Origin of the sequence: Flavobacterium anseongense (assembly GCF_021608185.1) — a bacterium.
Classification (GTDB): Bacteria; Bacteroidota; Bacteroidia; order Flavobacteriales; family Flavobacteriaceae; genus Flavobacterium; species Flavobacterium anseongense.
Window position 1 is genome coordinate 615,044 of sequence record NZ_JAKIHN010000001.1, and the last position, 24,318, is coordinate 639,361.

A 24,318-nucleotide genomic window follows, 5' to 3' on the forward strand; every position below is an offset into this window, starting at 1 on the left:
ACTTTTTATTTATAATTAACCCATTGCAGCGGCAAGAAGCATTTCTTTCAATTTTTTTGTTGCAGTAGTTGCGTCGGAACAGTTAGTAATTATTAATCCTGACACTATTCCTTTTGTAGTTCCTATAGTCACTTCTACCTTAATTTCAATTGTTATAGCACAAGTCCTTTTCTTTGAGTTGTCGAAATTATCGAAATTAAATTCCTGAATGATTTGTTCAGCCTCTTCATTTAGTTCTGTTAGAGATAGAAACTTATACTCTGTAACCTCTTTTTCGTAAGAAGTTATTAATGAAGCGCTTATAAAATCAGCTTTTTGTGTTACTTCACTTTTCTGTTGTGCATTTGCATTAAATACAAATAGCGCAATGGCAATTGAGCCAAATAATAAATTTTTCATAAATTTGGATATAATTTTAATTATTGCAGTCCAGCTTTGTGTCGTCAAAACATTATAAAGGTTGGGCTGCTTTTTTTGGTTGGTTTAGTTGTACTCCTGTTTAATAACAAACCTCTAAAATAAACTTTGAGTTTCTATGTTTGTTTTCTCTAAAAAACTAGAAAAATATTCTTTGCATTGTGTCACTAATATGGTGAAAACCACTTTTAACAACCTAAAAATCAGGTTATATTAATGCTTTTTGATTTTGATATAGTAAAATTAGCTTGATAATTTCACTCTCAAATACACTAAAAGTGTACATTTCATGAAATTTCAAATTAGTGCTAAATAGTACGAAATGTGGAGTTTTTTTCTGAAGGTTGAATACTGAATTCTATATCAATCCTTGCTTTCTTGCCTCTTTGAGAATATCTTCATCGTTCCCTTTATCAATTCCTAAAAGCTGCTTGAGAATAGCTTTTCTTTTATCGATGGCACTTTTAGAAAGATGTAGCAAATCGGGGAAGTTTTTGGTTTTGACACCTTGCGACAACAAAGAAAGAATTTGACGGTTATAACTATCCATAACCTTGCTTTTATCGTTCCAGGATTTTTGATGATTGATAACCGTTTGGCTAAAGTAAGTTCCTCCTTTAACAACAATATCGAAGGCGTCAATTAATTCCTGCGCCTTAAAATCACTTTTTACTAAAAGCCCTTCCGGATTATGTTCTTTTATAATTTCATAAAGAACTATCGACTCGTAATGTGAAGTAAGAATTACAATTTTCGCATTGGGATGCTGTTTTTTCACAACCGGTATTAAATCATCACCGGTATTGATATTTTTTTCTAAAAAAGGAGGAATAGTTAAATCTAAAAATACGATATCAAAAGGATGCTTTACCTGAAAAATTGCATTATATGCATCTTCACAACTATGAGCTGCAGTAGTGTTTAATGTATAACCAAAGGAGTTGTAGGCCAGAATAGATCTATACCCTTCAATAATCGGTGGATGGTCATCAACCATTAAAACCTGTAGTTCCATGACAAGATTTTTATCGAAACTACGAATTTTCTTCTAAATTTCCAAATAATTTCCAGAAGCTATTCTACTGATAATCAAATCAACGTTCTCTTTATAGGATTTTGAGAAAGGAAGTTTTGTAGTCGAATTTTTAATATAGCAAACGGTATTTCCGGTATGAATACGCGATACCTGGTTTACATTTATGATGTAACTATTGTGAATTCGCAGGAATTGCGTTGGTGGTAAAACAGTTTCAAAATGCTTAAGGGTTTTAAATGCCGTAATCATTTCGCCATTGTTCAAATGGATATCGGTAGAGTTGTTGTCGGCTTCAAAATAAAGCACATCTTCAGAATCGATATAACGATAATCGCCATACGATTTCACACAAATTACAAGCGATTGTTGTGGCTGAACAACTACAGGATTTGTTGTTGTGGCTGACTGACTTTCAGCAGACTGAATAACTTTTACCTCAACATCATTTTCGGCTGTTTCTATAGCTTCAGTAAGCGTTTCATCTAAAACTTCGAAGGTTGCTACGGGATTTTTTTCTTCTGAATAAGGCAAGTCCGATTGTATAGCGCGGTCAAATTTTAGAATGGCCTTTCTGAAATCATTTATATTCAAAGGCTTTAACAAATAATCTATGACTTCATACTGCAAGGCATCATAAGCCAAGTCCTTTTTGGAGGTTGTTATGATGATTTTAGGAACCACTCTCAAATAACGATACAATTCGTTAATCAGTGCTAAAGAAAGATTGCTCTTTTTATCAGTTGGATCAATTTCGAGAAAGACTAATCGTGGTTGATGCTCCAAAATCAAATTCACACCATCATCATAGTTATTGGCAGATGCAACAAAGCTAAGGTTCCTAAAACGCTCGGCAATTGCCTGAGTTTTTAAGACACTTTCTTTATCATCGTCTATAATGATGTACGTTTGACTCATTAATGCTTTTCCGTTTTTTATTTAGGGAAAGCATTAGATTCGGTAAAAATAACAGGTAGTTTTGGGGAAACTATTTGTTTGCGTTAAAGAAGATGTTACTATTTAACTATAAAATATAGTCGTTTAAACATATCCTTTTTCGTTGTAACGAAAATATGATTTCGTGGTTTTAGTTATGTAAAATGTTGACAGTTATCCCAAAACTGTTGATATGTGAATTTTTAACGGGATAAATACTTACAAAATTTAAAAAAAATTACGGGAAACCGTAATTCGTTTTATAACCAAAAAGTCGTTCAATAAAAAAATCCAAACCCTTTTCGGAGTTTGGATTCATCTATAATTGAAAAATAAAATTACATTTTCATCAACCAATTTCTAACCAAAACCTCAGCGTTTATTAGTCCGCGTAAGTCAGAAATTTTAACTCTGTCTTGCTGCATTGAATCTCTATGACGGATGGTTACCGTTTCATCTTCCAAAGTTTGGTGGTCAACTGTAATACAGAATGGTGTTCCAAGTGCATCTTGTCTTCTGTAACGTCTTCCGACAGCATCTTTTTCATCATACGCCACATTGAAATCCCATTTTAAATCTTCGATGATTTTTTGAGCAACTTCCGGCAAACCGTCTTTTTTTACTAATGGTAAAACAGCTGCTTTTGTTGGGGCTAATACTGATGGTAAACGCAAAACAGTACGTGTTGAACCATCTTCTAATGTTTCTTCTTGTAAAGCCGTTGAAAAAACCGCCAGGAACATTCTGTCCAAACCAACTGAAGTTTCTACTACATAAGGAACGTAGTTCGAATTGGTTTCGTTGTCAAAGTATTGTAATTTTTTACCCGAATATTGTTCGTGAGCTTTTAAATCGAAGTCGGTTCTTGAGTGAATTCCTTCCAATTCTTTGAAACCGAATGGGAAGTTAAATTCAATATCTGCAGCTGCATTAGCATAATGTGCTAATTTTTCGTGGTCGTGGAAACGATAATTTTGTCTTCCTAAACCAAGTGACAAATGCCAGTTCAAACGGGTCTCTTTCCAGTATTCGTACCATTTCATTTCTTCGCCCGGCTTTACAAAAAACTGCATTTCCATTTGTTCAAATTCACGCATACGGAAAATAAATTGTCTTGCTACAATCTCATTTCTGAAGGCTTTCCCGGTTTGAGCAATTCCAAACGGAACTTTCATTCTTCCGGTTTTTTGCACGTTTAAGAAGTTCACAAAAATTCCCTGTGCTGTTTCCGGACGTAAGTATAAATCCATCGCGTTTTCGGCAGATGCACCAAGTTTTGTTCCAAACATTAAGTTGAATTGCTTTACATCAGTCCAGTTTCTTGAACCTGTTTCAGGATCAGCAATTTCCAATTCTTCTATAAGGTTTTTTACATCTTCTAAATCTCCGGAACCTAATGAACGTCCCATTCTTTCAAGGATTTCTCTTTCTTTCGAAAGATATTCCATCACTCTTGGGTTCGTAGTTTTGTATTGTTCTTCATCAAAAGAATCACCAAAACGCTCACGTGCTTTTTCGATTTCCTTTTTTGCTTTCAGGTTTAATTTTTCGGCATAATCCTCAATTAAAACATCGGCACGATATCTTTTTTTAGAATCTTTGTTGTCAATTAACGGATCGTTGAACGCATCAACATGACCCGAAGCTTTCCATGTGGTTGGATGCATCAAAATTGCGGCATCAAGACCCACAATGTTTTCATGCATTTGCACCATGGCTTTCCACCAATACTCTCTAATATTCTTTTTTAATTCTACTCCGTTTTGCGCATAATCATATACTGCGCTCAAACCATCATATATTTCGCTTGACGGAAAAATAAATCCGTACTCTTTTGCATGCGAAACTACGTTCTTAAATAAATCTTCTTGTTTTGCCATAATGCTGCAAAAATATAAAAACCGATTATAAAAAAAGCGGTAAAAATCAATTAGAATACAATTTTTTTATACTTTTATGTAAGAAAATTATCTTTTTTTATGTTGGGTCATCTTATAAATCTGTTTTTTCCAAAGTCGTGTGCCGGGTGTCATTCTTTTTTATTGAGCTATGAAAAAGTGATTTGTACCCAATGCCGTCATGAAATTCCACTCACAAATCATCATAAAATAGCCGAAAATGAAGTAATTCAAAAGTTTTACGGAAGGATTCCATTGGAGTATGGTTCGGCTTTATTTTATTTCCACAAAAAAGGAATTGTTCAGGAAATGATACACAAATTAAAATATAAAGGGCACGAAGAAATTAGTGAAACTATTGGCAATTGGTATAGTGAAGAATTACAACATCTGGAACAAATAAAGAAAATTGATTATATAATTCCGGTTCCGTTGCACAAAAAAAGACTGCGGGAACGAGGTTATAATCAAATAGAAGGTTTTGGAAAAGCATTGTCGGCAAACCTGAATATTCCATACAACAGTCAACTTTTATATCGAAAACTATACACTAAAACCCAAACCAAAAAAGATTTGCTTGGCAGAGCTGATGTTATTTCAACCGTTTTTGATGTAAATTTTTCAAATGAGCATGAAGGAAAACATTTCCTGCTGATTGATGATGTGCTTACAACCGGTTCAACCTTGGAATCCTGTAGTCGAGCGATACTGAAAATTCCAAATGCCAAAATCAGCATTGTTTGTATGGCGATGTCTCATAATTAATCCTAATTGTTATATTTGATTACTAAACCAATTCCTCCAGATGAAAAAAATATGTTTACTATTGGGAATTACTCTATTACTGCAGAGTTGTTATAGTTATAAAAAGGTCGAGGTAAATCCGAAAACTATGGTTCTTGGCCAGACATACAAAATAGAACGCAATCATAAAACTTCCAAAGTTGTCTATACCAGCAATGCCGATAGCGCGATTATTGTTTTGAAACATGGTGTTGAGGAGCGGATTCCGTTAAAAGATATTACCTCGGCCAGAGAAGGAAAATTTTCGCTGGCAAAAACACTTGTTTGGGTTCCGGTAACTATAATTGGTCTAACTGTACTATTTATTTATGGCACTGGCGACTACGATAGCGAGTAGTAATAAATACTGCTTCCCCAGAATAACCCAAATTGTTAAGTTTCCCTAAAAACATTTCATTCACACTAAATATAATTGTTATTTTGTGCTTTGATAAAACAGCGGTATGCCAAAATCTATATTCAAGTTAATTTGCTTTCTTTTTGTACTGTCAATGGCCAGTTGTGCCAAGCGCGGTTCGATTACCGGTGGTGATAAAGACACGATTGCTCCTGTTTTAAAAGCAAGTTTTCCTAAAAATTTATCGACCAATTTTAATGGCAAGGAAATTAAATTGGTTTTTGATGAATATGTCAAGTTGAAAAACGTAAACAAACAGTTGATTATTTCGCCTCCTATGAAAAATCAGCCTGAGATTTTGCCGCAAACGGCCAGTAAAATACTGACTATAAAATTAAAAGATACACTGCAACCAAACACAACCTATAGTTTCAATTTTGGACAAAGTATTGAAGACAATAACGAAGGAAATCCGTATCAACAATTTAAATATGTATTCTCAACCGGAACTTACATTGATTCGTTGAAGATAAATGTCAAAGTGAAAGATGCTCTGGAAAAGAAAGTAGACAATTTCGTTTCGGTGATGTTGTATGAAATCAATGAAAAGTATACTGATTCGACGATTTACAAAGAAACTCCGAGATATATCACGAATACTTTAGACAGTTTGGAAGTCGTAACCCTTGAAAACATCAAAGCCGGAAAATATCTTTTGGTGGCATTAAAAGACAATGGAAATAATAAATTCAATCCAAAATCAGATAAAATTGGTTTTCAAAAGCAATATATTACCATTCCAAACGATACTATTTTTGAAGTAGAATTGTTTAAAGAAAAACTTCCTTTCAAGGCTATAAAACCAACTCTAGATTCTGGAAGTAAATTAATAATGGGATATGAAGGTGACCCGAAAAATGTAAAAGTTACCGTTAAAAATGGTTCGGAAATTATACCGAGTTTGGTTACTCAAATTCAGAAAAAGGATTCCGTTCAGGTTTGGTTTAAACCCGTAAAAGCTGATTCTCTGAGCGTTGCTGTTGAAAAAGACAACTTCAAAAAAGATTTCATTGTAAAATTGAAAAAGCAAAAAGCAGACACATTGAGGATTAGCCCTGATTTTGTCGGAGCACTTTTAAGAGAGCGTTTTGCTTTAAACAGTTCTATTCCTTTGGTGAAGTTTGATAAATCGAAAATTTCGGTTATCAATAAAGATTCTATAGCAGTTCCTTTTGATACCGAATATGATGATTTAAACCAAAAACTTTATTTCAATTTCAAAAGAGAGCCTTTAGAGCAGTATAAAATTAAATTACTGCCAAATGCGTTGACCGATTTTTATGAGAAAACAAACGATACGCTAAACTATAAAGTTGGCACTAAAAATTCATCCGATTATGGTAATTTAAAAGTGGTTTTAGAAAATGCAAAACGTTTTCCAATCCTAATTGAACTCACCGACAAAGCCGGAAAAGTAAAAGCTTCAGCCTACACGGAGAGTAATCCAATAGTTGAATTTATGACACTCGATCCCGATAAATATACGCTGCGTATTATTTATGACGACAACAAAAATAAGGTTTGGGATACCGGAAGTTTTTTAGAAAAACGGCAATCGGAAGAAGTCATTTATTTCCCAAAAGAAATTGATGTCCGGACAAATTGGGATGTTGAACAGCCATTTAATTTGAAAATTACGAATTAGAAATTACGAATTTCAAAATTATCCCTGTCGTTTAAAAAAGCCAATTTGCTTCGGGTTTCCAAGAGTTTTTCTTTGTCTAAGCTTACGATAAAAATTCCATCCGTTTCCTGCGGTTCAAGCAAATAATTTCCAAGAAAATCAACTACTTGTGAATGTCCAATGTATTCTAAATTATTGTTGTCGGTACCAATTCGGTTGACTCCAATCGTATAACACATATTTTCAACGGCTCGTGCTTTTAGTAAAATATCCCAGGCATTAATTCGGAGTTTTGGCCAGTTGGCAACATAAAGCACTACATCATAATTTTCTACATTTCTGGAAAAAACCGGAAAACGCAAATCATAGCAAACCAGCGGACAAATTCTGAAACCTTTATATTCGACAATTAATTTTTCTGTTCCGGCTGTATAGCATTTATCTTCTCCTGCCAACGAAAATAAATGTCTTTTGTCGTAGGTTTTGATATCGCCATTGGGAAAAACAAAAACCAAACGATTGTAATAATTCCCATTTTCTTCAATAACCAAACTTCCTGTTATAGCGCAGTTTTTGGCTTTCGCCAGATGTTGAAGCCATAAAACGGTTTCGCCCTGCATGGTTTCGGCAACTACTTTCGGATTCATTGTAAATCCGGTAGAAAACATTTCGGGAAGGACAATCAAATCGACTTCTTCCATAAAGCCAGTAATCTTTTGTGCCAGATGACTTCGATTTTCCATCGGGTTTTCCCAAGAAAGGGATGTTTGTATAAGTGCTATTTTCATTTTTAGAGGGATTAGGGAAAAGAGATAAGGGATAAGTATTTTCGTTATTTAATAATTATTTCATCAATAAATATAAAAGCTTCTCCACCTGCGCCTTGATGCCATTCGGGTAATTTTCCATAATTATAGGCTTTGACTTTTACATATCTTGCGGTCATTCCTTTTACGAAACTGAAGTTTTTGATTATGTTTTCGCTTTCATTTGCATCAATATCATTGGTAATTGTTCCGACTAATGTAAAGTTACGATTATCTGACGAAATATAGTATTCGACTTTGGTTGGCATTAAAATCCAGGAGCGTGAATCCTGCAGAAAAATGGTGCCTATATAATTAATCGGGATTTCTTTTTGCAAATCAACTACGGCTTCAAAATCCTGACCTTGATACCCTTGCCAGTCGCCTTTTCGCCAGTTTGTTGTTCCGTAAATTCCATCCAATAAACCATCAGGTCCGCCGGCATGATATTGCGTATTATAAGTCGATTTAATATTGATAGTGTACTTGTTTGGTTTTTTGAAGAAAGTCGCGGAAACTTTATTACTTATTACTCCATTTGGGTTTTTTGAAAAAGCTACAACTCTTGAGGATTCTGAAATATTTAATGCACTTAAGTATGGAAAGAAATTGTTATTATCATCAGTTTGATTAGCATTTAAAATCGTGCAATATATCTTATCTTGAGGATTTTGGGTAATAATTTCAACTTTCAGCTTATCCTTAAACGATTTACTTTTAGCTTGAATGACAGGAACTCCATATGATATTTCAGGCAGAGCATAAGTTTCATTATCTTTAACTTTTCTTGAGAATTCACTTAAGAAATTATACATATCATTATCGTTGATAATTATACTTTTCCCGTTTTCTAAATTAATTTTTACTTGTTTGAAAATAGATTTCGTAAACTGCCACTCATTTAATCCTGGTGTAACTTGATAAATCCCCATTGAACTCAAAACATACCACGCACTCATTTGCCCGCAGTCTTCATTGCCAATCAAACCATCAGGAGCATTTTTGTAGAAATCATTCAGAATGAAATGCACTTTTTCAGTTGTTTTTTCAGGCTTGCCAATATAATTATATAGATAAGCCATATGATGACTTGGCTCATTTCCGTGAGCATACTGCCCTATTAAACCTGTAACATCGGCTTGTTCCCGACCTGTTGTTTTGCTTTCGCTATTGAACATTTCGTCAAGTTTGGCTTCAAATTTTTCGGCTCCACCATAAGCTTCAATCATTCCGGGAATATCCTGCGGTACAAAAAACGAATACTGCCAACTGTTGCCTTCAGTAAAGTTGTTGTTGATCTCCTTTGCATCAAAAGGTTTGTCCCAACCGCCATTCTTTTTCGGACGCATAAAGCCGGTATTCCAATCAAAAATATTCCTCCAACTTTGGGAGCGTTTCATAAAATAATCATAATCACTTTCGTTTCTTACTTTTAATGCCATTCGAGCAATACACCAGTCATCATAAGCATATTCCAAAGTTTTGGAAACGCTTTCGTGCTCATCATCCATCGAAATGAAACCTTGTTTTTTATAAGCATCCAAACCCAAATGATCTAGCATTGCCGAATGCTTTGCCGCTTCAAATGCTTTTTCATAATCAAAACCGGTAATACCTTTTGCCATTGCATCTGCCATCACAGAAACCGAATGATAGCCAATCATACAATCGGTTTCATTGGACGCCAATTCCCAAACGGGTAATCTTCCGCCTTGTTCGTATTGTTTTAAAAACGTATTGATAAAATCGGCGGTGCGTTTCTTTTCTATCAAAGTATAAAGCGGATGCGCTGCTCTAAACGTATCCCAAAGCGAGAAAACTGAATAGTAATCAAACCCTTCTGCTTTGTGGATTTGGTTGTCTCTGCCACGGTATTTTCCGTCGATATCCTGAGCAATATTTGGCTGAACCATCGTATGATATAAAGCCGTGTAAAAGACTGCTAATTTATCTTTATCTGTTTCTGTGATTTCGATTTTAGATAATTGTTTGTCCCAAAGTTGCTCTGCTTCCTTTTTAACTTTTTCAAAATCCCAATCAACTATTTCACTCATGTTAAGCCTTGTACCTTGATAAGCCGTTGGCGAAAGTGACACTTTCAACAGAATTTTTTCTCCATTCTTGACTTTTTTTGAAAAGCTTAACCCCAATTGGGTTCCGGCAAAGAATTTATCAGTGTTTCTTGCTGGTGCATATCCATTATTTCTAACATTATTGATTTGCATAGGAACACTGAATTCAATTCGGGCAAAAACATATTGATCTTTTGCCCAGGCTTCACTTCGGCGCAGGATTTCGATTGTTTTATTGTCAATGATTTTTACTTCTCCCTGCAACAATTTATCCCTGTGATTTAAATCGAGAATGATATTGGCCTGCCCGTCTTTGTTGAAAGTATATTCATGAAATCCAACTCTGGTTGATGCTGTCAATTTCACATCAATATTGTGTTTGTCTAATTTCACAGCATAAAATCCGGCTGTTGCTTTTTCATTCGAATGAGAAAATGTTGAACTATATTCTTTTGGATTTAATGTAGGTTCGCCCATCGTTGGCATCAGCATAATATCGCCAAAATCGGAACAACCTGTACCGTTTAAATGCGTATGTGAAAATCCGTAAATAGTATTGTCGTCATAGTGATAACCCGAACAGCCATCCCAACTTCCGTCAATTCTGGTGTCAGGTGAAAGTTGCACCATTCCAAACGGAACAGTTGCTCCCGGATAGGTGTGTCCGTGACCACCGGTTCCAATCATTGGATTGACATATTGATGATAATTTTGGCCGAAAATGGAAAAACAAAGTAATAAAAGTAAACTTGAAAATTGTAATCTCATTGTATTGTTGTTGTCTTTTAAAGTTTAAAAGCCTAATTGAATTTTACTTCTATATAAACTGGTAAATGATCTGATGGATACTTCAAGTCTTTGGAATCGCTCAACACACCATATTTTTTAACCTTAAACGGATTGTCTTTTGATAAAAAGATATAATCGATACGTTTAGTTACGGCTTCATTGTGTTTGAAAGCATTGAAAGTGCCGCTTGGTCCAAAAGGTTTCTCTTCAGAGATATCGCGACTGTCAAGCATTTCTTTTTTCAGATTGACGATTCTTTCTTCTGTGGGTTCCGAATTGAAATCGCCCATAAAAAAGACAGGATAATTTTTGGTGTTCAACTCTTTGATTTTGGACAAAATCAAAAGAATAGAATTCGTTCGTGCCAATTCACCCATATGATCTAAATGTGTATTGAAAATCCAGAATGTCTGTTTGCTTTTTTCGTCTTTGAACAAGGCATAAGTACAAACCCTGTTGAGCATTGCATCCCAACCTTTTGATATTTTTTCAGGAGTTTCCGAAAGCCAGAATGTTTTTTCGTGAATTACTTTGAATCTGTCTTTTTTATAAAATATATTGGATGATTCTCCTTTGCCTTCGCCATCTCTTCCGATGCCAACGTAACTGTAATTTGGTAACATGGTTGTAATATCCGTAACCTGATGTGGTAAAGCTTCCTGAATTCCGAAAATATCCGGTTCGTGAAATATAACTTGAGAAGCCCAATAGTCTTTTCGGTTTGGCCAGGCGTTTTCGCCATCGGAAGCCAAATCTAAACGAATATTATAAGTCATTAATCTTAGTTTTTGTGCTGAAACAGCATCAGAAAATAAAATGGAAATCATTAAAAATAAACTTATAAAATATGGTTTCATCATGTTAGTTCTTGTGTTTTATTCCGCTATGCTTCATACAGTTCGCCTAGTCGGCTTGTGTCAAATATACCATTTTTATCGAAAAGTCGTACTGAATAGGAATGTGCGTTAGGGATTCCTTCGGCAGTCGCTTCGCTCGTGTGTAGTGGCATCCTTTTTTTGGTTTGTACTTCGACAGGCTCAGTATGACAAACCAAAAAAAGGTAGACGGAAAGCCCGACCCGAAGGGAAACGCCATAAAAAAACGCATCCAAAAAATGAATGCGTTTATTTCTTATGTATAATGGCTTATTTCAAACTTGCTGCTAAGTACTCTCTGTTCATACGTGCGATGTTTTCCAATGAAATTCCTTTTGGACATTCCACTTCGCAGGCACCGGTATTAGTACAGTTTCCGAATCCTTCTTCGTCCATTTGACGTACCATGTTTAATACACGCTGAGTAGCTTCTACTTTTCCTTGTGGTAACAAAGCATATTGCGAAACTTTGGCGCCAACAAACAACATAGCCGAACCGTTTTTGCAAGTTGCCACACAAGCACCGCAACCGATACAGGCCGCAGCTTCGAAAGCTCTGTCGGCATCGTGTTTTGGAATTGGCGTCGCATTAGCATCAATTGTTCTTCCTGAAGTGTTTACTGAAACGAAACCTCCGGCTTGTTGAATTCTGTCGAAAGAACTTCTGTCAACAACTAAATCTTTAACCACCGGAAATGCTTTACTTCTGAATGGTTCGATGTAAATGGTATCGCCATCTTTGAATTTACGCATGTGCAATTGACAGGTTGTTGTTCCCGTTTCCGGTCCATGTGCTCTTCCGTTGATGTATAATGAACACATTCCGCAGATTCCTTCGCGACAATCATGGTCGAAAGCAACAGGCGATTTTTTATCATTGATTAATTGCTCGTTCAATTGGTCTAACATTTCCAAAAATGAACTTGCCGTAGAAACATTATCTAATTTATAAGTTTCCATGCTACCTTTAGCTTGAGCGTTTTTTTGACGCCAAATTTTAAGGTTTATATTGATGTTTTTTGCTGAAGACATAACTGTATATTATTTGTAATTTCTAGCTGCAATTTTGATAAACTCGTATTTCAATTCTTCCTTGTTCAGGATTTCTTTGCTGATATCGTAACCCATATATTCCCATGCGCTAACGAACGAGAAGTTCTCGTCATCACGAAGCGTTTCTCCTTCTGAATCCTGATATTCTTCACGGAAGTGACCTCCACAAGATTCATTACGCTGCAATGCGTCCATCGCCATTAGCTGGCCTAAATCAATAAAATCAGCAACTCGCATTGCTTTTTCTAACTCAGGATTCAATTCATCTGAACTTCCCGGAACGTAAACGTCTTTATAGAATTCTTCTTTTAAAGCTGCGATTTCGGAAATAGCTTCTGTTAAGCCTTTTTCGTTTCTTGCCATTCCAACTTTATTCCACATAATCAAACCAAGTCTTTTATGAAAATGGTCAACCGATTTGGTTCCGTTGTTGTTTAGGAATTTATCGATAGTATCTTTTACGCTTTTTTCTGCTTCTGCAAATTCAGGCAAATCCGTAGAAATTTTTCCTGTTCTGATTTCGTCTGCTAAGTAATTAGAAACCGTGTAAGGCAATACAAAATAACCATCTGCCAAACCCTGCATCAAAGCTGAAGCTCCAAGTCTGTTGGCTCCGTGATCAGAGAAGTTAGCTTCACCCGCAACGAAACATCCCGGAATGGTAGATTGTAAATTATAATCGACCCAAACGCCACCCATAGTGTAGTGAACCGCCGGATATATCTTCATCGGCGTTTCGTATGGATTCTCATCGGTGATTTTTTCATACATCGCGAAAAGATTTCCATATTTTTCTTCCAACCATTGCTTTCCTAATTTAGTAATTTCATCAGGAGTTGGATTGTGATTCCCTTTGGCATAAGCCGCTTGTTTTCCTTTGCTTTGAATTTCGGTGGAAAAATCTAAATAAACACCTTCATTGGTATCATTAGCTTCAATTCCGAAACCTTCGTCGCAACGCTCTTTGGCGGCTCTTGAAGCTACGTCACGCGGCACTAAGTTTCCAAAAGCAGGATATCTTCTTTCTAAGAAATAATCTCTATCGTCTTCGCTCAATTGAGTTGGTTTTAATTTCCCGGCACGAATGGCTTCTGCATCTTCTTTTCTTTTTGGCACCCAAATTCTACCTGAGTTACGCAATGATTCCGACATCAATGTCAGTTTCGATTGGTTAACTCCATGAACCGGAATACAAGTTGGGTGAATTTGAACAAAGCATGGATTTGCGAACAACGCTCCTTTTTTATGAATTTTCCAGCCAGCAGTTACATTACTTCCCATTGCGTTTGTAGAAAGGAAATAAACATTTCCATATCCACCAGTAGCAATAACTACTGCGTGTGCAGAATGTCTTTCTAATTCACCTGTAACCAAGTTACGGGCTATGATTCCACGTGCTTTCCCGTCAACTTTTACTAAATCTAACATTTCGTGACGGTTGAACATTTTGACACGACCTAACCCAATTTGTCTTGATAGAGCAGAATACGCTCCAAGTAACAATTGCTGACCTGTTTGTCCCGCAGCGTAAAAAGTACGTTGCAATTGCGTTCCGCCAAACGAACGGTTATCTAACATTCCACCATAATCACGGGCAAAAGGAACACCTTGTGCCACACATTGGTCGATGATATTAGCCGATACTTCAGCCAAACGGTGAACGTTAGCTTCACGTGCTCTATAATCGCCACCTTTTATCGTGTCGTAAAATAATCTGTAAGTACTGTCACCATCATTTTGGTAGTTTTTTGCCGCGTTGATTCCGCCTTGAGCAGCAATTGAATGAGCTCTTCTTGGTGAATCCTGGAAACAAAATGCTTTCACATTGTAACCCATTTCTCCCAAGGAAGCTGCTGCAGAAGCTCCGGCCAAACCGGTTCCAACCACGATAATATCAATTTTTGGTCGGTTATTTGGCGCCACTAATTTTAAATGATCTTTATAATCTGTCCATTTGTCCGAAATTGGACCAGCTGGTATTTTTGAATCTAGTTTCATCTGAAATTATTGATTAAAATGATGGAATAATGCAATGAAAATGAATCCGAATGGAACAATTACTGCATATGCGTATCCTAGTTTGTGAAGTGCTCTCGAGAATTTGTTATTGAATCCAACAGATTGCATTGAAGAGTTGAAACCGTGCCATAAGTGCAAAAACAATAATACAAAAGCTAAGCAATATAAGCCTGTTCTTACCGGGCTTTCGAATTTATGAACCAATTCACCGTAATATCTTGTTGGATCTTGTGGAAGTGCTTCAACATATTTGTAATTCATTTCAGGAAACCAAAAATCGTAGAAGTGTAATCCCAAAAAAGCTAATACAACTAATCCTGAAATAATCATATTTCTTGATGCCCAGGAAGAGTTTGCTGACCCATTATTTTTAGCATAAGCTATAGGCCTTGCTGCTCTATTCTGTAGTTCCAAAACAAATCCCATTACAAAATGAAATACAACACCAAATGCTAAAACAGGTTGCATTACATACTGAATTAACGGATTGTAACCCATAAAATCAGAACAAGAATTAAATACTTCTTCGCTGAATACTGATGTTAAATTTATTGAAAAGTGAAGCGCTAAAAATGAAATTAAGAAAAGTCCTGAAAGCGCCATAGCGACTTTTTTAGCAATGGACGAACTTAAAACGGAAGATTTTGCCATAAGATTGTGTAATTTATTTAAAAAACCACACAAAAATACACCTATTTGCTAATAACTACAACCTTTTCGTTGTAATTTATAATCAATTTAAAGTGAGTTTAACAGTTGTTTATTTTTTGTAGGCAATCGATTGCATTAAGTAAGCCCATTTACTTAACATAAGTAGGAATTAAACCACGCAATCCCATATCGACAACTTCCTCTCCGGCAGCTGGTTCATATTTCCCGTCAGCATTTACTTCTTGCCATTCAAAACTATTATTGATGGACAATGATAAGGTAATCACCACATCATTAGTTTCGGTTCCGTCAATTATTAAATTACTGGCAAATCTTCCTGTAACAACACATGTATTTAAGTTTCGCGGAATTGGAGAAGTTGCTTCGATAGGGTTCGGAACAGTTGTCGTTCCCGGAAGTGCCTGTCCAGAAGTGGAGTAAGGATGGTCATTCAAGGCAAAAGCCCAATATCCTTGTGCTCTGTTTGCATTTACAGGAAAAGTAGTGTTTTCGATATCAAAAGAAGTTATATAAGTATTAAAACCGACAAAACTGGCTAAAGTCCCGTTGTAATCATTTCCGTTGGCAGCACGAACACTGATTTGGTAATTTTGATACGATAAAGATACTCGCATCCATTCATAACTTCCTGCAGCAACCTGACTTAAAGGGATTCTCAGAAAAGTTTCTCCTTCCGAAACTATTTTTGATTTACTAAAATCTATAGCATTACTTCCGCCAAGTGTCGTTTCCGGAGCGTGATATAAAATAGTGCCATCTCCTAGTTGCGTGTTAGCGTTTGGCGCTAATTCTACATAATGTGAAGATATCAAATTAAAAATAGGTGATTGTGCAGCATTTCCGGCTGCAACTGTTGAAGGTTGTCCTAAATTATTCAACCTCGCCTGAGTTGGGTCAAATTTGAATTTGATAATCAACATCGGCTCTTCTACTTCGTCATCTGAATCTTTCGAGCAGGAAACAAAAGGAAGTGCTGCAGCTACTACTATTAAAAGGATTACATATCTCTTTTTCATTCTTTTGGGATGTTAGTGCGTTTTTGTAACGTCTTCATCTATAACGAGAATATAGTCTCCTTTATTATAATCTTCGGGCATTATTTTTTCTAAATCGTTTTGTTCTACCGTTGCAATGGTTATTACCTCTATGTCTGAAACATATTTTTTAAGATACCAACCAATGCCTTCAAAGTTGTCTGAATGATAAGTTCCGTTGTAGTGAATGAATACAGTGTCAGCTTTTAAATTCTTTTGAATAAAATAAGCCATCGTTGCATCTTTTATTGCCTGAGCTTTTGGCATGTTAGGACTGGCGTGATCTCCCATCATTTTCATCATATTGACATAGCCTGGTAAATTGGCATCAAATTCAATAGGTAACGGAGCAATCCATAATTTTTCTTCCGGTGTCAGAGCATCTAATCCTTCAAATCCTTTTTTAGACACGATTGAAGCAAATCTTCTTGGAATATTTGTAGCAATAAAAGTCAATTTATTTTCCTTGGCAAAATCTACTAAAGGCTTGTAATCCGTTTTGTAATTAGACCAAAGTCGGGCAGTTGAATCTAATTGTTTTTGATTAATCTCTCCGTTTAGATATTGGTCAAGTTGTTTTTGATTGTCGGCTTCCAGCATTTCGGCACCTAAAATAACTTTCTTTTTTTGTGCCAAATCTTTGGTTAGTTCCAATTCCAACCAATGAGCAATTGCGTTGTTGTGGTATTCCCCAAATAAAACTACTTGTGTTTTCTCTGCTGCTTTCAATAATTTGACATAAGAAACCTTCTTGCCATTTTTGTCGAAAAGCTGGTACGCTTTTTTTTCTTGCGCGATTCCAATATTGGAAATCCATAAAAAAAGTATTGCGGAAATTAATCGTTTCATGGCCGTCTGTTTTTAATTCCAAATGTTTTAACTTTGGGACATACAATAATAATCATTTCATCATGAAATACCATCAAATAGACCGCAATTTGTTCATTAAAAACCGAGCAAAATTTACGGCACAAATGAAACCTAACAGCGTTGCTGTATTTAATTCCAACGATATTTATCCGGTTTCTGCCGATAGTTCACTGCCATTTGAACAACATCGCGATATTTTTTATTTATCCGGAGTTGATCAGGAAGAAAGTATACTGTTGCTTTTTCCGGACGCACCTTATGAGCATTTAAAACAAATCTTATTTCTAAAGGAAACCAACGAGCACATTGCGATTTGGGAAGGCGAAAAGCTGACGAAAGACAGAGCTTTTGAAGTTTCCGGAATTAAATCGGTGATTTGGCTACAGGATTTTCACAAAACGTTGAAGGAAGTTATGGCTTACGCCGAAACGATGTATATCAACACCAACGAGCATTATCGAGCATCGATTGAAACCGAAACCCGTGAAGCGCGTTTTGTAAAATGGTGGAAAGAAAATTATCCGGCACACAAAGTGGAAAAATCGAATCCTATTTTGCAACGCATTCGTTCTATCAAAGAAAGTGAAGAATTGGATTTGATTCAAACCGCCTGTGATATTACCGAAAAAGGATATCGCCGTGTATTGCAGTTTGTAAAACCAAATGTAATGGAATATGAAATCGAAGCCGAGTTTGCTCACGAGTTCCTAAGAAACCGCTCCAAAGGTTTTGCCTATACGCCAATCATTGCCTCGGGAAACAACGCGAACGTTTTGCACTATATTGAAAACAACCAACAATGTAAAGCAGGTGATTTGATATTGCTTGATGTTGGTGCCGAATATGCAAATTATTCCAGCGACATGACCAGAATGGTTCCGGTTTCAGGAAAATTTACCGATAGACAAAAGCAGGTTTACAATGCGGTTTTACGTGTAAAAAACGAAGCAACCAAAATGCTGACCGTTGGTAATTTATGGAAACAATATCATGTAGAAGTTGGTAAAGTAATGACTTCCGAATTGCTTGGTTTGGGATTAATTGACAAAGCTGATGTTCAAAACGAAAACCCGGATTGGCCGGCTTATAAAAAATATTTCATGCACGGAACGTCCCATCATATGGGATTAGATACGCATGATTACGGACTTTTACACGAGCCGATGAAAGCCAATATGGTTTTCACTGTCGAGCCTGGAATCTACATTCCTGCGGAAGGTTTTGGAATCCGTATTGAGGATGATGTAGTGATTCAGGAAAAAGGAGAGCCGTTTAACTTAATGAGAAACATTCCGATTGAGGCTGATGAAATTGAATCGATAATGAATTCCTAATTTAGAGATAAGGGATAAGTAAAAAGGGATAAGACGGCTCACATTTGATATTAAGAGGAGAATGTCCAGTGGACATTCGGTAAAACGGCTCACTAAAGTGAGCTGTTTCTTTATATAGGAATCTGTTCCACCAAAACCTCATTTTCTGCTTTGTCATAGTAAGTGCAGGTCATTTTATCCATAACAACAATCCATTTTTCTACGCCTGATTTGGCACAATCTAACAGAAAGGTTTTATAATCTGTTTTGCCTTGTTGATGTGCTTTTAAATCGGTTTTGAATTGTTCAATCATGGTTTCATCTGCTATGGAAAGTGTTTCTGAAAAACCTTCAGATGAAACTTTGAAATTATCTTTCCCACAATAATTGGTGTGGTTGTCAAAAACAAAAGTTTCAAAAGACGTTACGCCAAGCGCAATAATATCCTGCATGTATTTTGGAAAATCGGCTCCGCTTTTTACTTTCGAATGTGCTTCTTTGATTTGTTGGATGGTGAACATAATATTATAATTTGAAGTCCAAATGTACTTTTTTAATTTCAAAAATTTACTTTTGTATACAACACAATTAATCCGACAATTCTTGAAGCAGCTCGCCTATAAAAACACCAAAATCTCTTTTACTGACGAAGGCAAAGGAACTGCTGTGGTTTTATTGCACGGTTTTCTCGAGAATAAAACGATGTGGAGTGCATTCATTCCTGAACTCAGCAAGAAACACAGAATCATCACCATCGATTTATTAGGTCACGGCGAAACAGAATGTTTGGGTTATGTTCATTCTATGGAAGATCAAGCTGATATGGTTCACGCCATTTTACACGACTTGAAAATCAGAAAAGCCGTGTTTGTTGGTCATTCTATGGGCGGTTATGTGGCTTTGGCTTTCGCCGAATTATATCCGGATAACGTTAAAGGAATTGTGTTGCTAAACTCAACTTCTCGCGCTGATAGTGATGAACGAAAGAAAAATAGAGACAGAGCGATTAAAGCTGTGAAACAAAACTACACCAACTTTGTACGCTTGTCTATTGCGAATTTGTTTAGCGAAGACAATCGCGAAAAATTGGAAACTGAAATTGAAAAAGTAAAACTAGAAGCGTTGAAAACGCCGTTGCAAGGTATTGTTGCCGCACTCGAAGGTATGAAAATCAGAAAAGATCGTGAAGTGTTGTTGCATTTTGCGCCTTATCCTATTCAGCTGGTTTTGGGTAAAAAAGATGGCGTTTTGATTTATGATGAAAACGTTGACCAGATTGAAAAAACCAAAGTTGAGCTCACCACTTTTCCTGACGGACATATGTCACACATTGAAAACGAAACGGAATTGAAGAAAGTATTGGTGGATTTTTTAAAGAAGGTTAAATAACTTTCTCCTCAAAAGGAATTTCCATATTAAGTATTTCCTGCAGTAGAACAACAATCTGCTCCAAATAGTTTTCCATGATTTCGGTTGAAATTATTTCTACAACATCTTTGTCCTGCTTAAACTGAAATGGTAAAAATCCTGTTTTTAAGTTTTTAAAAGATACTATTCCGGCTTCGATTTCCTGACCGTTTGCTTTAGTTTCATACATAAAAGCATACGCTAAAACCTGAATTATTTTGTCGTTTTTGATATCTTCGGTTAAACCGCTCCAACTTTTTAAAATAACATTGTTCTTATCTACTTTTCCTGTTTTATAATCGATGATTCTAATCTTTCCGTTGCGGAGTTCGATTCGGTCCACATTTCCTTTTATCAGCACAGGAAAAGGCAAGCGGGTATCGGATAATATTCTTTCATAAGTAGTTTCTAAAGCTATGATTTGAATTTCATCGCCTTTATTGATAGCTTCTAATTCTGTTTTTAGAAAGTTCAGCACGTTTCGCTTGGCAACTTCAAAGGCTAACAGATTTCTTCCTTTTTTGATTTCGCCTTCTTTATAAACATTTTTGAATTGGTTTAAAACTTCTTCATCAATTTTTGAAATGCAGCTTTTGATATCTTGACTAGTTAAAAGTCGCCCAATAGTTGGTTTATATAATTCTTCTAAAGTGCCATGAATAATAGTTCCTAGTGTATTAACCGCAATGTTTTCTTCAACCTCATCCGTTTCAGAAATGCGTAAAACCCTTTGAAAATAAAACTGAATTGGGTTGCGAATGTATGTCGTCAACGATGACGGTGAAAATCCCTTATCCGCAATTTCGCGCAAGCGAGTCATGACGCTTTCTGTTTTTGGAACAACAATCGGTTGATGCGCAATAGTAGGCACATCCGGATTATAATATTGAAATGTCAGGTTGTGATTGGGTTGTTTCTCGATTTCTAATTGTGTGATGAAACGGCTCTTTTCGCCAGCATCAAAACCCTGACTATCGGAATTATAAATTAAATAAACGTTTTTGGCCCGTTGCAGTAAATGATAGAAATGATAGGTATAAATAGCATCTTTTTCTTTATACGTTGGCAAACCATATTGCAATTTCACATCATATGGAATGAAAGAATTGATAGATTTTCCTGCTGGAAATTTGCCTTCGTTCACCGATGTAATGATTACGGTTTCGAAATCCAACACACGACTTTCTAAAACACCCATTATCTGTAAACCGCTCAAAGGCTCGCCTTCAAAAGAAACTTCAGCTACATCAATGACTTGTTTGTAAATGGCTTGTAAGGTCTTAAGGTCGTTTATGGATTTATGTACCGAAAAATAGGAAATCATTTTATTGATGACTTTAAAAATCGAATACACAAAAGCATTTGTTATTTTTTCTTCTTCGTTTTCATAACTCAAATTTCCTTTTATTTTCAGCAGAATTTGAGCAATATTTTCTAAAACAGTTACAGAATCTGCATCCCATTTTTGGAACAATAACGAAAACAGTGCATTGTCTTTGGCGTAAAGCTCTTCTAGCTTTTTATGGGTAATAAACGAATAGTTGTTTTTATTAATTATGAAAACCAATTCGTTAGCATTTACATAAGGCTCTATAAGTGGATGCGTTAAAACATCGAGCACGTCTTTGTAGTACATCACATAACTTGACGGATTTCTGGTCAAAGCGTTGGTGTGCAGTTTGAATAATTTGGCAATCAGCAATTGCGCCGGATTGTTTTTGCTCGAAAATCCCATAGTGATATTCAACGCATCAACATTCGATGGCAGCGAATACAACATTGGCAACAACAAACTTTCTTCTCCGAGAACTAATGCAACATGTTGAAGGCTTTCATTTTCTGCTTGTTTTTGGATGATGCTTCCCGCTATTTTAGCTTGTCCGATAGCTTTTGAAGTAGCAATGACATGAATGTTCTTTTCGGTCTTAAAATCGTTTGAAATCCATTCATAAGGATGTGTTTTATAATAAGTCCATTCCGATTTAAACTTTCGTTGAAAATGTCCGGCATCATGAAATGTATCGTGAAGCAAAGTCTCGTCAATATCCCAATAAATTTTGGCGACATCAAGTGCTAAAAGATGCTGAATTATTTTCTCTTCGGCTTGATTGAGTGCATTGAAACCTGCAAAAACAAATTGTTCCCCGTTATTATTTTCAGAAAAGTGATTTAAGTTTTCAACGGCTTCGCGATAAATTAACCCTTGATAGCCAATTCCTTTATTTTCTAAATGCTGATATAGTGAATGATAATATTGTGGTAGTTTTTTCCAGAAAAGCAGGTGCTTTTCTATCAAATCCGTTCTTTTATCTACATCAACAGACCAATGTTCTATTTCCTTGATGTCTTCGATATATTTTAAAATTTTGTCTGCTTCTAAAAGATAGCGGTCGATTTCATTAAAATCCTGAAGCAATGTTTTTGCCCAATTCGCAAAGTTTTCAAAGGATTCCTGTTTCGCTTTTTCTGTTAGTGAAAGGTAAACTTCATAAAATTCAAAAAGCAACTCTACACTATCAACCGAGCGAATACCGGCAATATCCTGAATAAACTCTTCGATGCTGATTATCTCGGGTGCAAAAACATTGTTTGAAACTAACTTTTTTAATTCTTCGAGCAAAAAGACTTTGGCTCTTTTGTTTGGTAAAACAATAGTTAATTCGGATAAGTTAACGGTCCCGAGGTTTCGGGATTTTAAAATTTCTTGGGCAAGTTGTTGAAGAAAAGTTGGTTTAGACATTCTATAAAAATAAAAAAACGCTCCGAATATCGGAGCGTTTTCTTGAAAATATTTTGGAAGAAATTATTTTACTAATTTCACTTCAACTCTTCTATTGTTAGCTTTACCAGCTTTAGTTTTGTTAGTGTCAATTGGTTTAGATTCACCAAAACCAGCTGAAGCTAATCTTGAACTAGCAATACCACTTTCAATTAAGTAATTTTTAACTGCAGCAGCTCTGTCTTCAGATAATTTTTGGTTAGCAGCATCTTTACCATCGCTATCTGTGTGACCTTCTATAGAGAAGTTAGAGTTTGGATACTCTTTCAAGATAGCTGTAATAGCTTGTAATACTGGATAAGTTTGTTGTTTGAATGAAGCTTTACCACTATCGAATAAGATAGTTTTAGCATAGTCGTTTAATCTTTTGATAGCTTCTTCTGTAACTTCTGGACAACCATTGTTAGCTACTGTTCCTGCTACATCCGGACATTTATCATCTTTATCTAAAACTTTATCTCCGTCTCTATCCGGCCAAGGACAACCACCGTTTTCTTTTGGACCTTTAACATCTGGACATTTGTCTGATTTATCAGTGATACCATCACCGTCAGCATCTGGGCAACCACCTAAAGATTTTAAACCGGCAACATCTGGACAAGCATCATCTTTATCAGCAATTCCGTCACCATCAGTATCAGGACATCCATTAAATTCAGCTGGACCAGCAACTTCAGGACAAGCATCAGAAGCATCTGTAATTCCGTCAGCATCTGTATCAGGACATCCGTTAAATTGTTTTAAACCAGCAACTTCAGGACAAGCATCATCTTTATCGTAGATTCCGTCACCGTCAGTATCTTTTCCTCCAAATTTGAAAGTAAGACCAGCGAAGTGCTGCATGTGAGATGGCATATCTTCACGAACATCCTCGAAAGATTGTTTGTATGTCGAACGCCAAGACAAACCTACCATTTCAGTAAACCAATAAGTTAAACCTAAACCTCCGTTTAATGTACCTGCATGTGACTCATCACCAATCCAAGTGTAACCTCCACCAATATGGATAGATGGTTCAATTGTTTTAGATTTTATTAAGTTCATCAAGCTGTAGTTAATTACCGCATCAGCTGCATAATAATTTTTATCTCCTGGGTTAACTACGGTATATGGTCCTTCACCAACTCTTGGTAATACATATCTAGTTAGTCTGTTAATAGATCCTGTAACTCCAAAAGAGAAATTACTTCCTACGTATTTAGTTACGTTTAAATAAGACACCGAATTAATAATGTTCCAGTTATCTTTAGCATTAAAGAATTGGGAAAATTGGTCTTCCAATTTAGAAGCAGCACTTACTCTTGTATCTACTGCATTAGCCCCAAACGAAATCGCCCAAGGGTTGTTACTGTCTTGAGCTTGTGAGCTGATAGAAGCTAACATTACCAGAGCAACGAATAATTTGTTAAGATGTTTCATACTTAATTTGATTAGATTATAAAAATTATAATGAGACAAAAGTAATACGTTATATTATAATATCAAAATCAAAATGTTAAAATGTGTGAATTATATAAGGA

At 35.9% G+C, this 24,318-nt stretch carries 21 protein-coding genes; 5 read left to right on the plus strand and 16 right to left on the minus strand.

Annotation, left to right across the window (positions count from 1 at the left end; translation table 11 throughout):
- Window positions 1-15 precede the first annotated feature (15 nt).
- The 4 genes from L1S35_RS02755 to L1S35_RS02770 all read right to left on the minus strand — a co-directional run bounded on the left by L1S35_RS02755 (window position 16) and on the right by L1S35_RS02770 (window position 4,266).
- Window positions 16-399 (minus strand): hypothetical protein, encoded by a 384-nt coding sequence (locus L1S35_RS02755; RefSeq protein WP_236396351.1) that lies wholly within the window; start codon window positions 397-399, stop codon window positions 16-18.
- Window positions 400-775: 376 nt separating this feature from the next.
- On the minus strand, window positions 776-1,432 hold the full coding sequence (locus L1S35_RS02760) for a response regulator (RefSeq protein ID WP_236396354.1): 657 nt from the start codon (window positions 1,430-1,432) through the stop codon (window positions 776-778).
- Window positions 1,433-1,465: 33 nt separating this feature from the next.
- On the minus strand, window positions 1,466-2,368 hold the full coding sequence (locus tag L1S35_RS02765) for a LytR/AlgR family response regulator transcription factor (RefSeq protein ID WP_236396356.1): 903 nt from the start codon (window positions 2,366-2,368) through the stop codon (window positions 1,466-1,468).
- A 356-nt stretch (window positions 2,369-2,724) separates the two neighbouring features.
- The gene (locus L1S35_RS02770) at window positions 2,725-4,266 is read right to left on the minus strand and encodes a glycine--tRNA ligase (protein WP_236396358.1); all 1,542 of its coding nucleotides are present in this window, start codon (window positions 4,264-4,266) and stop codon (window positions 2,725-2,727) included.
- 99 nt (window positions 4,267-4,365) lie between these two features.
- On the opposite strand from L1S35_RS02770, the gene L1S35_RS02775 reads away from it, so the two are divergent.
- The 3 genes from L1S35_RS02775 (at window position 4,366) to L1S35_RS02785 (ending at window position 7,130) form a co-directional block, all read left to right on the plus strand.
- The gene (locus tag L1S35_RS02775) at window positions 4,366-5,049 is read left to right on the plus strand and encodes a ComF family protein (protein WP_236396359.1); all 684 of its coding nucleotides are present in this window, start codon (window positions 4,366-4,368) and stop codon (window positions 5,047-5,049) included.
- Window positions 5,050-5,089: 40 nt separating this feature from the next.
- The gene (locus L1S35_RS02780) at window positions 5,090-5,425 is read left to right on the plus strand and encodes a hypothetical protein (protein WP_236396361.1); all 336 of its coding nucleotides are present in this window, start codon (window positions 5,090-5,092) and stop codon (window positions 5,423-5,425) included.
- Between the two features lie 106 nt (window positions 5,426-5,531).
- Complete coding sequence (locus tag L1S35_RS02785) at window positions 5,532-7,130, plus strand: Ig-like domain-containing domain (RefSeq protein ID WP_236396363.1); 1,599 nt, start codon at window positions 5,532-5,534, stop codon at window positions 7,128-7,130.
- Here the strand turns inward: L1S35_RS02785 and L1S35_RS02790 are convergent.
- The 9 genes from L1S35_RS02790 to L1S35_RS02825 all read right to left on the minus strand — a co-directional run bounded on the left by L1S35_RS02790 (window position 7,127) and on the right by L1S35_RS02825 (window position 17,278).
- Window positions 7,127-7,897, minus strand: coding sequence for a nitrilase family protein (locus L1S35_RS02790; RefSeq protein WP_236396365.1), 771 nt, complete (start codon window positions 7,895-7,897; stop codon window positions 7,127-7,129). The two genes, L1S35_RS02785 and L1S35_RS02790, sit on opposite strands and share 4 nt — an antisense overlap.
- Window positions 7,898-7,941: 44 nt before the next feature.
- Window positions 7,942-10,755, minus strand: coding sequence for a GH92 family glycosyl hydrolase (locus L1S35_RS02795; protein WP_236396367.1), 2,814 nt, complete (start codon window positions 10,753-10,755; stop codon window positions 7,942-7,944).
- Window positions 10,756-10,787: 32 nt separating this feature from the next.
- Window positions 10,788-11,603, minus strand: coding sequence for an endonuclease/exonuclease/phosphatase family protein (locus L1S35_RS02800; RefSeq protein ID WP_236396369.1), 816 nt, complete (start codon window positions 11,601-11,603; stop codon window positions 10,788-10,790).
- 56 nt (window positions 11,604-11,659) lie between these two features.
- The gene (locus tag L1S35_RS13305; RefSeq protein WP_255700817.1) at window positions 11,660-11,785 is read right to left on the minus strand and encodes a hypothetical protein; all 126 of its coding nucleotides are present in this window, start codon (window positions 11,783-11,785) and stop codon (window positions 11,660-11,662) included.
- 136 nt (window positions 11,786-11,921) lie between these two features.
- Entirely contained in the window at window positions 11,922-12,683 is a 762-nt protein-coding gene (locus L1S35_RS02805; RefSeq protein WP_236396371.1) for a succinate dehydrogenase/fumarate reductase iron-sulfur subunit, read from the minus strand.
- Window positions 12,684-12,692: 9 nt separating this feature from the next.
- Window positions 12,693-14,702 carry a fumarate reductase/succinate dehydrogenase flavoprotein subunit gene (locus L1S35_RS02810; protein ID WP_236396373.1) on the minus strand — a complete coding sequence of 670 codons (2,010 nt, stop codon included), beginning with the start codon at window positions 14,700-14,702 and terminating at the stop codon, window positions 12,693-12,695.
- A gap of 6 nt (window positions 14,703-14,708) precedes the next feature.
- Window positions 14,709-15,374 carry a succinate dehydrogenase cytochrome b subunit gene (locus L1S35_RS02815; protein WP_236396375.1) on the minus strand — a complete coding sequence of 222 codons (666 nt, stop codon included), beginning with the start codon at window positions 15,372-15,374 and terminating at the stop codon, window positions 14,709-14,711.
- A 149-nt stretch (window positions 15,375-15,523) separates the two neighbouring features.
- Window positions 15,524-16,411 carry a hypothetical protein gene (locus L1S35_RS02820; protein WP_236396378.1) on the minus strand — a complete coding sequence of 296 codons (888 nt, stop codon included), beginning with the start codon at window positions 16,409-16,411 and terminating at the stop codon, window positions 15,524-15,526.
- A gap of 12 nt (window positions 16,412-16,423) precedes the next feature.
- A complete protein-coding gene (locus L1S35_RS02825; protein WP_236396379.1) occupies window positions 16,424-17,278 on the minus strand; it encodes a ChaN family lipoprotein in 855 nt (284 codons plus the stop codon).
- Between the two features lie 62 nt (window positions 17,279-17,340).
- Here L1S35_RS02825 and L1S35_RS02830 point away from each other — a divergent pair, with 62 nt between their 5' ends.
- Complete coding sequence (locus tag L1S35_RS02830; protein ID WP_236396381.1) at window positions 17,341-18,633, plus strand: aminopeptidase P family protein; 1,293 nt, start codon at window positions 17,341-17,343, stop codon at window positions 18,631-18,633.
- 110 nt (window positions 18,634-18,743) lie between these two features.
- Here L1S35_RS02830 and L1S35_RS02835 read toward each other — a convergent pair whose 3' ends face one another.
- The gene (locus tag L1S35_RS02835; protein WP_236396383.1) at window positions 18,744-19,133 is read right to left on the minus strand and encodes a DUF1398 domain-containing protein; all 390 of its coding nucleotides are present in this window, start codon (window positions 19,131-19,133) and stop codon (window positions 18,744-18,746) included.
- 82 nt (window positions 19,134-19,215) lie between these two features.
- On the opposite strand from L1S35_RS02835, the gene L1S35_RS02840 reads away from it, so the two are divergent.
- Window positions 19,216-20,001, plus strand: a complete 786-nt coding sequence (locus L1S35_RS02840; protein WP_236396386.1) for an alpha/beta fold hydrolase — start codon at window positions 19,216-19,218, stop codon at window positions 19,999-20,001.
- Here L1S35_RS02840 and L1S35_RS02845 read toward each other — a convergent pair.
- On the minus strand, window positions 19,994-22,759 hold the full coding sequence (locus L1S35_RS02845) for a PD-(D/E)XK nuclease family protein (protein WP_236396388.1): 2,766 nt from the start codon (window positions 22,757-22,759) through the stop codon (window positions 19,994-19,996). The two genes, L1S35_RS02840 and L1S35_RS02845, sit on opposite strands and share 8 nt — an antisense overlap.
- Before the next feature lie 63 nt (window positions 22,760-22,822).
- On the minus strand, window positions 22,823-24,217 hold the full coding sequence (locus L1S35_RS02850; RefSeq protein ID WP_236396389.1) for an OmpA family protein: 1,395 nt from the start codon (window positions 24,215-24,217) through the stop codon (window positions 22,823-22,825).
- Window positions 24,218-24,318: the final 101 nt, after the last annotated feature.